The sequence below is a fragment of the Pseudomonas sp. St29 genome, from assembly GCF_001547915.1.
GTDB lineage: Bacteria > Pseudomonadota > Gammaproteobacteria > Pseudomonadales > Pseudomonadaceae > Aquipseudomonas.
Genome location: NZ_AP014628.1, coordinates 1,856,186 through 1,869,209 on the forward strand (window position 1 = coordinate 1,856,186; position 13,024 = coordinate 1,869,209).

Consider the following 13,024-nt stretch of genomic DNA (forward strand, 5'->3'; position numbering starts at 1 on the left):
AAGACTGGCGGCACACTGAAGGGAGACACACATGGCAAGTCCAATTCTACCGGGTACTGGTTTGGGTTCTGGTCTCGATACGGGTGCTATCGTCAAGGCGCTCGTGGCGGCTGACAAAGCGGCCAAGCAGGGTCAGATCGATCGTGCGACCACCACCAATAGCGCCAGTATTTCTGGTATCGGCACCTTGCAGTCGCTGTTGTCGACCTTTCAGAGCACCTTGTCGGTCGCCGGATTGGGAAGTGCTGTCAATCCTGCCTTTGCCGGCTTTGCTGCAACCTCCAGCGACAGCAAGACCGTGGACGCAACGGCAGACAACTATGCGGTTGCCGGCAAATACACGGTTACTGTTAAAAATCTTGCAACCTCCTCAAAAGTGGCCAGCGCGGCTTTTTCCGGAGGCAATACCAGTGCCATTCCGAGTGGTACGTTAAACATCACTCAAAATGGCATTAACTATCCGCTGACCATCGGCGCCAATGCGACGCTGCAGTCGGTGCGCGATTCGATCAACGCTGATTCGAAGATGAACATGGCTGGGCTCAGCGCGAACATCGTGACTGATTCGTTCGGTTCGCGACTGGTGATCGGATCCGACAAGACGGGCGCCGGCTCTGATATTTCGGTCAGCGGTATTGCCGGGCTGGAGATCGATGGCACCCAGTCTATGTCGAGTGAGACCAATCCAGCCACGGCAACCTCGTCCGGTAACATCGGAGGGTTGGCCAAGGATGCGGTATTCACCGTCGACGGCATGCAACTGACCAGCAGAACCAACACGGTTACCCAGGCCATTTCCGGTCTGAAGCTCAATCTTGTTGCTCCAACCGCCGCTAGCACCCCTATCACGGTGACGGTTGCCACCAACACCGAGGGTTTGAAAACCTCGATCCAGAAATTTGTCGATGCCTACAACGCTGTGGCCAACGGTATCACTACCCTGACCAAGCCTTCTCTGGATGACAACGGCAAGCCGACAGTTCCGGCGCAGTTGACCGGTGACTCGCTGCCTCGCTCGATTCTGGCAGCCATTCGCGCGCCGCTGTCCGAAACTGGCGCGGGCGATAAGCTCACCGTGCTGGCGCAGTTGGGGATTACCACCAACCAGAAGACCGGTGCGCTGGATTTCGACGACAAGAAGTTCACTGCCGCCATGACCGACAAGAAGCTCGGTGGTGAAGTGCAGAAGCTGTTTACCGGTGATGGCACCAATCCGGGCTTGCTGGATCGCATGACCAAGGCGATCAAACCCTTCACTGAGGGCGTAGGCAGCATGAAAGAGGGGATCTTGACCACTCGGAGCAAGACCCTGGATCTGACTAAGAAAAAGCTTTCTGATCAGCAGGATGCTCTGGATCGTCGAGTAGCAACACTGACGGCGGTGCTGACCAAGAAGTACAACGACATGGATACCCTTGTGGGCAAGTTGAAGGCCACCGCCAGTAACATCACGTCGATGTTCGAAGCGTTGAACGCACAGAAAAAAGGTTAATATCTGGCCTGTGCCAAAAGCCCGGCAGCGTTTTTCAACGCTCCGGGCTTTTGTATTTGGCCTAAAGTTTTTTGACGTTGCGTCGATACAATGCTTATACGAACCCTTGAGTTTTGAAGAGGTATCACATGAATCCGATGTTAGCCCTTCGGCAGTATCAGAAGGTCGGTGCGCAGGCGCAGACCTCCGAAGCCAGTCCACATCGTCTGGTGCAGATGTTGATGGAAGGCGGCCTGGATCGTATTGCTCAGGCCAAGGGTGCGATGGAGCGCAAGGATGTTGCCAACAAGGGCGTGTTTATCGGCAAGGCCATCGGCATCATCGGTGGCTTGCGCGAAGGCCTGGATCTGGAAAACTCCATGGACACTCTGGGGGATCTGGACAGTCTTTATACCTACATGATGAAGCGTCTGGCTGAAGCCAATATCAAGACTGATCCGAAGATCCTTGATGAGGTTGCCGGTCTGCTGCGTACGGTCAAGGATGGCTGGGATGCCATCGCTGCGCCGGGTCCGCAGTTCTGAGGAGGAACACCATGAGCGCTGTCCTGCAACGTATCGAAGAAACCCGCGAGGCATTGGTCGACGCCCTTGCTGAGCGCAATTGGCAGGCCATTGGTGAGTTGGATCTGGCTTGTCGTTCGTGCATGGAGGACGTGCTCAGCGAAGCTCAGGTTGATGAGGTCGCTTTGCGTGACAATCTGGAGGAGTTGTTGGGGGTTTACCGACAGCTGCTTGAGGTGGCGACCGGCGAGCGTCAGGCGATAGTCGACGAGATGTCGCAGATCACCCAAGCGCAGAACGCGGCAAAGGTTTACCATTTGTTCGGTTAATGTTGAGTTAATCCGAACGTTGCGCGCCATAAATTTGACTGTGCACGCATTTTTGACTTAACTAGTGGCTGTTTTCAGATTTCAGGCGTCTATAAGGCAGAAAATGCCTACAAGCGCGTCTAGCTTGCCCCTTATTCTGGGCATTGAGTTGACTAGGGAAGTTGCTATTGCATGTGGCGTGAAACCAAAATTCTGCTGATCGATGACGATAGCGTGCGCCGCCGCGACCTGGCGGTGATTTTAAATTTTCTCGGCGAAGAAAATTTACCCTGCGGTAGCCATGACTGGCAGCAGGCTGTCGGCTCTTTGTCGTCAAGTCGTGAAGTAATTTGCGTCCTCATTGGGACCGTAAATGCTCCGGGCGCGCTTCTGGGTCTGCTAAAGACACTCTCAACCTGGGATGAGTTCCTTCCGGTTTTGCTAATGGGCGAAAATTCTTCCATTGATTTGCCGGAAGACCAGCGGCGTCGAGTGCTTTCTACCCTGGAAATGCCGCCCAGCTACAGCAAGTTGCTTGATTCCCTGCACCGCGCCCAGGTCTATCGTGAAATGTACGATCAGGCCCGCGAGCGCGGCCGTCATCGCGAGCCCAACCTGTTCCGTAGCCTGGTAGGCACCAGTCGCGCAATCCAGCACGTGCGGCAGATGATGCAGCAGGTCGCGGATACCGACGCCAGTGTGTTGATCCTTGGGGAGTCGGGAACCGGCAAGGAAGTGGTGGCGCGCAATCTGCACTATCACTCCAAGCGCCGTGATGCACCTTTCGTTCCGGTCAATTGCGGAGCCATCCCTGCCGAGCTGTTGGAAAGCGAATTGTTCGGTCACGAGAAGGGGGCTTTCACCGGGGCCATTACCAGCCGTGCCGGTCGCTTCGAGTTGGCCAATGGCGGCACTCTGTTCCTCGATGAAATTGGCGATATGCCATTGCCGATGCAGGTCAAGCTGCTGCGGGTGCTGCAGGAGCGGACCTTCGAGCGTGTGGGGAGCAACAAGACCCAGGGTGTCGATGTGCGGATCATTGCCGCCACCCACAAAAACCTGGAAAGCATGATCGAGGTCGGGACCTTCCGTGAGGATTTGTACTACCGCCTCAACGTGTTCCCTATCGAGATGGCGCCGCTGCGCGAGCGGGTGGAAGATATTCCGCTGCTGATGAATGAATTGATTTCGCGCATGGAGCACGAGAAGCGCGGTTCGATTCGTTTCAATTCCGCCGCCATCATGTCGCTGTGCAGGCATGGCTGGCCGGGCAACGTCCGAGAGCTGGCCAACCTGGTGGAGCGCATGGCGATCATGCATCCATACGGGGTGATCGGTGTGGTCGAGCTGCCCAAGAAGTTCCGCTACGTCGATGATGAAGACGAGCAACTGGTGGACAGCTTGCGTAGCGATCTGGAAGAGCGGGTAGCGATCAATGGTCATGCCCCGGACTTCGCCGCCACCGCCATGTTGCCGCCGGAAGGCCTGGACCTGAAGGATTACCTCGGTAGCCTGGAGCAGGGATTGATCCAGCAAGCCCTGGACGACGCCAATGGCATTGTGGCGCGTGCCGCTGAGCGTCTGCGCATCCGTCGCACGACGCTGGTGGAGAAGATGCGCAAGTACGGCATGAGCCGTCGTGAAGGTGATGAACAGGCGGATGATTGACGCCTGTTTTTCAAGTCGTTGAAAACTGGGTATTTTTTTTAGGCACGGGTATTGCTAAGTCTCTTGTAACGTTCCGTTTAACTGACGGTCAGCCAAGCGAGAGAGCACGATGCCCCAAGCCGCCCAGATGTCTCCTGTCCCCGATGCGCCGGGGCCATCGTCGTCCGTAGAGCAGGCAAGCCGGCAGGGTCTTGAGCAGGCCTTCGCCTTGTTCAACCAGATGTCGAGCCAACTTACTGACTCCTACAGCATGCTTGAGGCCAGGGTGACCGAACTCAAGGGCGAGTTGGCCGTGGTCAGCGCCCAGCGCATGCAGGAGCTGGCGGAAAAAGAGCGTTTGGCCAACCGTCTGCAGAACCTTCTCGACCTGTTGCCGGGCGGCGTTATCGTCATCGATGGCCAGGGTATCGTCAGTGAAGCCAACCCGGCGGCCTGTGATCTTTTAGGTTTGCCTCTGGAAGGGGAGTTGTGGCGCAACATCATTGCCCGCAGCTTTGCGCCCCGCGAGGACGACGGTCATGAAATTTCCCTGCGCGACGGTCGGCGCCTGTCGATTGCTACCCGTTCGCTGGATGCCGAGCCCGGGCAACTGGTGTTGCTCAACGACTTGACTGAAACCCGTCATCTGCAGGATCAACTGGCTCGTCACGAGCGCCTGTCCTCCCTGGGCAAGATGGTCGCCTCCCTGGCACACCAGATTCGCACCCCTCTTTCGGCAGCCTTGCTGTATGCCAGCCACCTCACCGAACAGGAGTTGCCACTGGCCACTCATCAGCGTTTCGCTGGGCGGCTCAAAGAGCGCTTGCATGAGCTGGAGCATCAGGTGCGCGACATGCTGGTATTCGCCCGTGGCGAATTGCCCCTGACCGATCGCCTGTCCCCCAAGTCGCTGCTGCAGTCGTTGCAGGCCGCGGCCCAGACCCATGTCCAGGACGTTGCCGTGCGCTGGCAGTGCGACAGTCATCAAGGGGAGTTGCTGTGCAACCGCGACACCCTGGTCGGCGCCTTGCTCAATCTGATCGAAAACGCCGTGCAGGCCAGTGCTGGCGCGGCGCGACTCAAAGTGCATCTGTATACCCGGGGTGACACCCTCAGGTTGTGTATCAGTGACAGTGGCAGCGGAATTGACGCTGCGGTTCTGGAGCGTTTGGGCGAGCCGTTTTTCACCACCAAGGCCAACGGCACCGGGCTCGGCCTGACGGTGGTCAAGGCGGTGGCCCGGGCTCATCAGGGAGAATTATCCCTGCGTTCGCGTCCTGGGCGCGGTACTTGTGCGCTGGTGACACTGCCTCTGTTCTCCAGTGCTCATGGAGTGGAGTGAAGTCAATGGCAATCAAGGTTCTACTGGTTGAAGACGATCGTGCTTTGCGCGAGGCCCTGGCAGATACCCTGCTGCTGGCCGGTCATGACTACAAGGCGGTTGGCAGCGCGGAAGAGGCGTTGGAAGCGGTAGCCGTCGAGTCCTTCAGCCTGGTGGTCAGCGATGTGAACATGCCGGGTATGGATGGCCATCAGTTGCTGGGGCTGTTGCGTGCCCGGCAACCGCAATTGCCGGTGTTGCTGATGACCGCCCACGGCGCCGTCGAACGTGCCGTGGAGGCCATGCGCCAGGGGGCTGCCGATTATCTGGTCAAGCCCTTCGAGCCCAAGGCGTTGCTGGAGCTGGTGGCTCGTCATGCCCTGGGCTGTCTGGGGGCGGCTGACGGGGAAGGGCCGGTGGCTTTCGAGCCGGCCAGTGCCCAGTTGCTGGAGTTGGCCGCGCGCGTGGCTCGCAGTGATTCCACGGTGCTGATCTCCGGCGAGTCCGGCACTGGCAAGGAAGTGCTGGCGCGCTATATCCATCAGCATTCCCATCGGGCCAGCCAGCCGTTCATTGCCATCAACTGCGCAGCGATTCCCGACAACATGCTTGAAGCCACCCTGTTCGGGCATGAGAAAGGATCCTTTACCGGTGCCATTGCGGCCCAGCCCGGCAAGTTCGAGCAGGCCGATGGCGGCACCATTCTTCTGGATGAAATCTCCGAAATGCCCCTGGGGCTGCAGGCCAAGTTGCTGCGGGTCTTGCAGGAGCGCGAGGTGGAGCGGGTCGGCGCCCGCAAGCCCATCACCCTGGATATCCGGGTGGTGGCCACCACCAACCGCGATCTGGCGGGTGAGGTGGCGGCCGGGCGCTTCCGTGAGGATTTGTACTATCGCCTGTCGGTATTTCCCCTGGCATGGCGCCCGCTGCGCGAGCGGACCGCCGATATCCTGCCGCTGGCCGAGCGATTGTTGGCCAAGCACGTCAATAAAATGAAGCATGCCGCCGCCAGACTCTCTGCCGAGGCTCAGGCCTGCCTGCTGGCCTATCCCTGGCCGGGCAACGTTCGCGAACTGGACAATGCCTTGCAGCGAGCCCTGATCCTGCAGCAAGGGGGGCTGATCCAGCCGGAGGACTTCTGTCTGGCCGGGCCGGTCGCCTGTGCGCCGCTGCCGGCCTTGCCGGTGGCCGGTCAGTCGGTGCCGCGCGGTCTGGTCAATGCCGGGGAGGGGGCGCCCCAGGAGTCGGGCGGCCTGGGCGACGATCTAAGGCGTCGGGAATTCCAGATGATCATCGATACCTTGCGTTCCGAGCGCGGGCGGCGCAAGGAGGCGGCGGAGCGATTGGGGATCAGTCCGCGCACCCTGCGTTACAAGTTGGCGCAGATGCGTGACGCCGGAATGGATGTCGAAGCCTATCTGTTTGCCACTTGATCGTTCATGGACGAAGCCTCGGACAGGCTTTTGTCGCGCAAGGCCATGGAGCTGGCACCCTTGTTGCTAACACCTCACTAACCGCACAGTGAGTGTCAAAAAATTGCGGGTCGTCAGAGAGAGTAGACCATGAGCCAAGGTGTTGAATTTAATCGGTTGATGCTGGATATGCGGGCCATGCAGATGGACGCGATGTCGCAGCCTAAATCCGCCGCAGTGGCAGAAGTCGGCGGCAGTAGCTTCGCTGACATGCTTGGTCAGGCCGTGAACAAGGTCAATGACACTCAGCAGGCTTCCAATCAGCTGGCCAGCGCTTTTGAAATTGGTAAAAGCGGCGTCGACCTGACTGACGTGATGATTTCCTCGCAAAAGGCCAGCGTGTCTTTTCAAGCTTTGACCCAGGTGCGCAACAAGCTGGTTCAAGCGTATCAAGACATCATGCAGATGCCGGTTTAAGGACGAGATTGAGTCATGGCAGAAGCAGTCGCCGATAACGTACCGGCCAAGGCCACCCCGATAGACGGTAAACCGCCGCTGTTCGGTCTGTCCTTCCTGGAAAACCTGTCCCAGATGACCATGCTGCGTCAGGTTGGCCTGTTGGTAGGCCTGGCCGCCAGCGTGGCGATCGGCTTTGCCGTGGTGCTGTGGTCGCAGCAGCCCGATTACCGGCCGCTGTATGGCAGCCTGGCCGGTATGGATGCCAAGCAGGTCATGGATACCCTGGCTTCTGCCGACATTCCTTACACCGTCGAGCCCAATTCCGGTGCCTTGCTGGTCAAGGCCGATGATCTGTCCCGAGCTCGCATGAAGCTGGCTGCCGCTGGCGTGGCGCCGGGAGACGGTAACGTCGGCTTCGAGATCCTCGATAAGGACCAGGGCCTGGGTACCAGCCAGTTCATGGAAGCGACCCGCTATCGTCGCGGCCTGGAAGGCGAGCTGGCCCGGACCATCTCCAGCCTGAACAACGTCAAGGGCGCCCGCGTGCACCTGGCGATTCCGAAAAGCTCGGTGTTCGTCCGCGACGAGCGCAAGCCCAGCGCATCGGTACTGGTAGAGCTGTACTCCGGTCGCTCTCTGGAGCCGGGTCAGGTCATGGCCATCGTCAACCTGGTGGCCACCAGCGTTCCTGAGCTGAGCAAGTCCCAAGTCACCGTGGTCGACCAGAAGGGCAACCTGCTCTCCGATCAGGCGGAAAACTCCGCATTGACCATGGCCGGCAAACAGTTCGATTACAGCCGTCGCCTGGAAAGCATGCTGACCCAGCGGGTGCACAACATTCTGCAGCCGGTGCTGGGCAACGATCGCTACAAGGCTGAAGTCTCGGCAGATGTCGACTTCAGCGCGGTGGAGTCCACTTCCGAGCAGTTCAACCCCGATCAGCCGGCCCTGCGCAGCGAGCAATCGGTCAACGAACAGCGCTCCAGCAGCAATGGCCCGCAAGGCGTGCCGGGCGCTCTGAGCAACCAACCGCCGTCACCGGCGTCGGCGCCGCAAACCACTGGGGGCGCGACTGCCTCCGCGGGCATGGTGCAACCCGGCCAGCCGCTGCTGGATGCCAATGGCCAACAGGTCATGGATCCGGCCACCGGTCAGCCGATGCTGGCACCTTACCCGGCGGACAAGCGTCAACAATCCACCAAGAACTTCGAGCTCGATCGCTCCATCAGCCACACCAAGCAGCAGCAGGGGCGGGTCAATCGCCTGTCGGTAGCGGTGGTGGTGGACGATCAGGTCAAGGTCAATCCGGCCAATGGCGAAACCACTCGTGCTCCCTGGAGCGCCGACGAATTGGCGCGGTTCACCCGACTGGTGCAGGACGCGGTAGGTTTCGACGCCAGCCGTGGCGACAGCGTCAGTGTGATCAACGTGCCATTCTCCGCCGAGCGTGGAGAAGCGGTCGCCGATATTCCGTTCTATTCGCAACCTTGGTTCTGGGACATCGTCAAGCAGGTCCTGGGCGTGCTGTTCATCCTGGTGCTGGTGTTCGGCGTCCTGCGTCCGGTGCTCAACAACATCACCGGCGGTGGCAAAGACAAGCAATTGGCAGGTCTTGGCAGTGATGTGGAGCTGGGCGGCATGGGCGGCCTGGATGGCGAGTTGGCCAACGATCGCGTCAGCCTCGGTGGTCCGCAAAGCATCCTGCTGCCGAGCCCGAGCGAGGGCTATGACGCTCAGTTGAACGCAATCAAGAGTCTGGTGGCTGAAGACCCGGGTCGTGTGGCTCAGGTCGTGAAAGAGTGGATTAACGCAGATGAGTGATAACCGAGCCGCTACCGCCAAACTGACCCGGGTCGACAAAGCCGCGATTCTGCTGCTGTCCCTGGGTTCCACCGATGCCGCGCAGGTGCTGCGCCACATGGGGCCCAAAGAGGTCCAGCGTGTGGGTGTGGCCATGGCGCAGATGGGCAACGTGCACCGCGAGCAGGTGGAGCAGGTGATGAGCGAGTTCGTCGACATCGTCGGCGATCAGACCAGCCTGGGCGTGGGCTCCGATGACTACGTGCGCAAAATGCTCACCCAGGCCCTGGGCGAAGACAAGGCCAACGGCCTGATCGACCGCATCCTGCTGGGTGGCAACACCAGCGGCCTGGACAGCCTGAAGTGGATGGAGCCCCGGGCCGTGGCGGACGTGATTCGTTACGAGCACCCGCAGATCCAGGCGATCGTCGTCGCCTATCTGGATCCGGATCAAGCCGGTGAAGTGCTGGGCAACTTCGACCACAAGGCGCGACTGGATATCATCTTGCGGGTTTCCTCGCTCAATACCGTGCAGCCGGCGGCGCTCAAAGAGCTGAACCAGATTCTCGAGAAGCAGTTCTCCGGCAACTCCAACGCCTCCCGTACCACTTTGGGCGGTATCAAGCGTGCGGCCGACATCATGAACTTCCTCGACAGTTCGATCGAAGGCCAGTTGATGGATTCGATCCGCGAAGTCGACGAAGACCTGTCCGGCCAGATCGAAGACCTGATGTTCGTGTTCAACAACCTGGCCGATGTCGACGATCGCGGCATTCAGGCGCTGTTGCGCGAAGTGTCTTCCGACGTGCTGGTGCTGGCCCTCAAGGGGTCGGACGAAGGGGTCAAGGAAAAAATCTTCAAGAACATGTCCAAACGTGCGGCGGAGCTGCTGCGCGACGATCTGGAAGCCAAGGGGCCGGTTCGCGTCAGCGACGTGGAAACGGCGCAGAAGGAAATCCTCACCATTGCCCGCCGTATGGCCGAAGCCGGAGAGATCGTTCTCGGCGGGAAGGGCGGCGAAGAAATGATCTAAGGTCGCTTTATGTCGTCCAGCAGTGATGAGTCCCACAGCGAACTGATTCGCGCCCGGGACGTCGAGGGTTTTGACGTCTGGGCGCTGCCCAGTTTCGATCCCGAGCCGCCCGAGCCGGAGCCGGAGCCTGAAGAGATTCCGGAAGAGATCGAGGAAGTGCCGCTGGAGGAAGTCCAGCCGCTGACCCTTGAAGAGCTCGAGAGCATTCGTCAGGAAGCCTATAACGAAGGTTTTGCCACCGGCGAGAAAGAAGGCTTCCACAGCACTACGCTCAAGGTCCGGCAGGAAGCTGAAGTCGCTCTGGTCGCCAAGTTGCAGGCCCTCGAGCAACTGATGGTCAACCTGTTCGAGCCGATTGCCGAGCAGGACATGCAGATCGAGAAAACCCTGGTGGAACTGGTCAAGCATGTCACCCGTGAGGTGATCCAGCGTGAATTGGCGATGGATTCCAGCCAGATCGAGCACGTCATGCGCGAAGCCCTCAAGCTGCTGCCCCTGGGTGTCGGCAATGTGCGTCTCTACGTCAATCCGCAGGACTTCGAGCAGGTCAAGAGCCTGCGCGAGCGGCATGAGGAAAGCTGGCGCATCGTCGAGGACGAGGCACTGCTGCCTGGCGGCTGTCGGGTCGAAACCGAGCACAGTCGCATCGATGCCAGCGTCGAAACCCGCATTACCCAAGCCATGGATCAATTGTTCGATCGGATGCACGAGCAGTCGCTGCACCCGGGCACTGCGGACCTGAGCCTGGATCTGGGGCCGCGGACGCCGTCGGTGGCGGATATCGATCCCGAGCAATCTTACGTCACCGAGCACCCCGAGCCTGCGGAAGCCGCTGATGCGCCTTGAACGCACCAGTTTCGGCAAGCGTCTGGGGGGCTACGCCGAGGCCGTCAAGCTGCCTGGTCAGCCCATCCTGGAAGGGCGTCTGCTGCGCATGGTCGGCCTGACCCTGGAAGCGGAAGGATTGCGTGCCGCCATGGGTACTCGTTGCCTGGTGATCAACGATGACAGCTATCACCCGGTCCAGGTCGAGGCCGAAGTCATGGGGTTCTCCGGAGGCAAGGTGTTCCTGATGCCGGTGGGCAGTGTCGCCGGGATTGCGCCGGGTGCCCGGGTGGTGCCTCAGGCCGACACCGGGCGCCTGCCCATGGGCATGAGCATGCTCGGGCGCGTGCTGGATGGCGCCGGTCGGGCGCTGGACGGCAAGGGCTCCATGCGCGCCGAAGACTGGGTGCCGATGGATGGTCCGACCATCAACCCCCTCAAGCGCGATCCCATCAGTCAGCCGCTGGATGTGGGGATTCGCAGCATCAACGGTTTATTGACGGTGGGGCGCGGCCAGCGTCTTGGCCTGTTCGCCGGTACCGGTGTGGGCAAGAGTGTGCTGCTGGGGATGATGACCCGCTTCACCGAGGCCGACATTATCGTGGTCGGGCTGATCGGTGAGCGGGGGCGTGAGGTCAAGGAGTTCATCGAACACATCCTGGGCGAAGAAGGCCTCAAGCGCTCGGTGGTGGTGGCTTCGCCGGCGGACGACGCGCCGCTGATGCGGTTACGAGCGGCAATGTACTGCACGCGGATCGCCGAATATTTTCGCGACAAGGGCAAGAATGTCCTGTTGCTGATGGATTCCCTGACTCGTTTCGCCCAGGCCCAGCGGGAAATCGCACTGGCCATTGGCGAGCCTCCCGCCACCAAGGGTTATCCGCCTTCGGTGTTCGCCAAGCTGCCCAAGCTGGTGGAGCGGGCCGGTAACGCCGAGGCCGGCGGTGGTTCGATTACGGCCTTCTACACCGTGCTGTCCGAGGGCGATGACCAGCAGGATCCTATCGCCGACTCGGCCCGAGGCGTGCTCGACGGGCATATCGTGCTGTCCCGGCGCCTGGCGGAGGAAGGGCACTATCCCGCCATCGACATCGAAGCCTCCATCAGCCGGGTCATGCCGGCGGTGATCAGCCCCGACAACATGGCGCGGGCCCAGTACTTCAAGCAGTTGTGGTCGCGTTATCAGCAGGCGCGGGATCTGATCAGCGTCGGCGCCTACGTGGCAGGCGGTGATCGCGACACCGACACGGCGATTTCCCTGCAGCCGGCCATGGTTGCCTACCTGCGCCAGGGGCTGAACGACAACGTCAGCCTGGGCCACAGCCAAACCCATCTGGAGATGCTTTTCGCTCCGGCGGCGGGCGGTTAACCGGCCATGGCCGATAGCCGTGCGGCGCGCCTGGCGCCGGTGGTGGACATGGCTGAAAGCGCCGAGCGTACCGCTGCCCAGCGCCTGGAGTACTTCCATGGCCAGGTGCGCGTGGCCGAGAGCAAGCTGGGGGATCTGGAGCGCTTTCGCGGCGATTACCAGGAGCAGTGGGTCGAGCGCGGCAAGCTGGGCGTCAGCGGTCACTGGCTGATGAACTACCAGTACTTTCTCAGTCAGTTGGACACGGCGGTGGCCCAGCAGCGGCAAAGCCTGGCCTGGCATCAGAACAACCTCGATCGCGCGCGGGAGGCCTGGCAGCAGGCTTATGCCCGGGTGGAAGGGCTGCGCAAGCTGGTGCAGCGCTACATTGACGAGGCTCGGGCGCTTGAGGACAAGCGCGAACAGAAGTTGCTGGATGAACTTTCCCAGCGTCTGCCCCGTCAGAATCCCTACTGATTGCGCTCATTTTTCGTCTGCAGGTTGTTCGTCTGCCCGGTGGGTGCTAAACCTTTTAAACGTCGTCAATGACAAGGAAGCAGTCACATGTCGGTCGTTACAGAAATATCCCCGGACGGTCAGAAACTCACGATCTCCATCCGTGGGCGCTTTGATTTCGGGCGTCATCAGGAGTTTCGCGAATCCTATGAGCGGCTCAATCGGACGCCGGAGTCCATCGTGGTGGATCTCAAGGAAGCCACCTACCTCGACAGCTCTGCCCTGGGCATGCTGCTACTGCTGCGTGACCATGCCGGCGGTGACAATGCCGATGTCCGGGTGATCAACAGCAACTCGGATGTGCGCAAGATTCTCGCCATCTCCAATTTCGACAAGCTTTTCGATATCAGTTGAGCGGGC

At 60.3% G+C, this 13,024-nt stretch carries 13 protein-coding genes; all 13 read left to right on the forward strand.

Annotated elements, in window-relative coordinates:
* Nucleotides 1–31: 31 nt before the first annotated feature.
* The 13 genes from fliD to PST29_RS08430 all read left to right on the forward strand — a co-directional run bounded on the left by fliD (nucleotide 32) and on the right by PST29_RS08430 (nucleotide 13,018).
* Entirely contained in the window at nucleotides 32–1,492 is a 1,461-nt protein-coding gene (gene fliD, locus PST29_RS08370; RefSeq protein ID WP_060842813.1) for a flagellar filament capping protein FliD, read from the forward strand.
* A 128-nt stretch (nucleotides 1,493–1,620) separates the two neighbouring features.
* A complete protein-coding gene (gene fliS / locus PST29_RS08375; RefSeq protein WP_060842814.1) occupies nucleotides 1,621–2,016 on the forward strand; it encodes a flagellar export chaperone FliS in 396 nt (131 codons plus the stop codon).
* Between the two features lie 11 nt (nucleotides 2,017–2,027).
* Entirely contained in the window at nucleotides 2,028–2,324 is a 297-nt protein-coding gene (locus tag PST29_RS08380) for a hypothetical protein (protein WP_016963150.1), read from the forward strand.
* A 171-nt stretch (nucleotides 2,325–2,495) separates the two neighbouring features.
* Nucleotides 2,496–3,971 carry a sigma-54 dependent transcriptional regulator gene (locus PST29_RS08385; protein WP_016963152.1) on the forward strand — a complete coding sequence of 492 codons (1,476 nt, stop codon included), beginning with the start codon at nucleotides 2,496–2,498 and terminating at the stop codon, nucleotides 3,969–3,971.
* Nucleotides 3,972–4,098: 127 nt separating this feature from the next.
* Nucleotides 4,099–5,292, forward strand: coding sequence for a sensor histidine kinase (locus PST29_RS08390; RefSeq protein ID WP_162492868.1), 1,194 nt, complete (start codon nucleotides 4,099–4,101; stop codon nucleotides 5,290–5,292).
* A gap of 5 nt (nucleotides 5,293–5,297) precedes the next feature.
* Nucleotides 5,298–6,704: a sigma-54-dependent transcriptional regulator gene (locus PST29_RS08395; protein WP_060842816.1), complete on the forward strand. Its 1,407-nt coding sequence runs from the start codon at nucleotides 5,298–5,300 to the stop codon at nucleotides 6,702–6,704.
* A gap of 129 nt (nucleotides 6,705–6,833) precedes the next feature.
* Nucleotides 6,834–7,160 carry a flagellar hook-basal body complex protein FliE gene (gene fliE / locus PST29_RS08400; RefSeq protein WP_016963157.1) on the forward strand — a complete coding sequence of 109 codons (327 nt, stop codon included), beginning with the start codon at nucleotides 6,834–6,836 and terminating at the stop codon, nucleotides 7,158–7,160.
* 15 nt (nucleotides 7,161–7,175) lie between these two features.
* A complete protein-coding gene (fliF, locus tag PST29_RS08405) occupies nucleotides 7,176–8,963 on the forward strand; it encodes a flagellar basal-body MS-ring/collar protein FliF (RefSeq protein ID WP_060838144.1) in 1,788 nt (595 codons plus the stop codon).
* Nucleotides 8,956–9,975 (forward strand): flagellar motor switch protein FliG, encoded by a 1,020-nt coding sequence (gene fliG, locus PST29_RS08410; RefSeq protein WP_011059975.1) that lies wholly within the window; start codon nucleotides 8,956–8,958, stop codon nucleotides 9,973–9,975. Before fliF ends, fliG begins: the two co-directional genes overlap by 8 nt.
* Before the next feature lie 9 nt (nucleotides 9,976–9,984).
* A complete protein-coding gene (gene fliH, locus PST29_RS08415) occupies nucleotides 9,985–10,821 on the forward strand; it encodes a flagellar assembly protein FliH (RefSeq protein ID WP_060842817.1) in 837 nt (278 codons plus the stop codon).
* Entirely contained in the window at nucleotides 10,811–12,169 is a 1,359-nt protein-coding gene (fliI, locus tag PST29_RS08420; protein WP_060842818.1) for a flagellar protein export ATPase FliI, read from the forward strand. Before fliH ends, fliI begins: the two co-directional genes overlap by 11 nt.
* A 6-nt stretch (nucleotides 12,170–12,175) precedes the next feature.
* Nucleotides 12,176–12,625 carry a flagellar export protein FliJ gene (fliJ, locus tag PST29_RS08425; RefSeq protein ID WP_016963162.1) on the forward strand — a complete coding sequence of 150 codons (450 nt, stop codon included), beginning with the start codon at nucleotides 12,176–12,178 and terminating at the stop codon, nucleotides 12,623–12,625.
* Nucleotides 12,626–12,712: 87 nt separating this feature from the next.
* Nucleotides 12,713–13,018, forward strand: coding sequence for an STAS domain-containing protein (locus PST29_RS08430; RefSeq protein ID WP_011059979.1), 306 nt, complete (start codon nucleotides 12,713–12,715; stop codon nucleotides 13,016–13,018).
* Nucleotides 13,019–13,024: the final 6 nt, after the last annotated feature.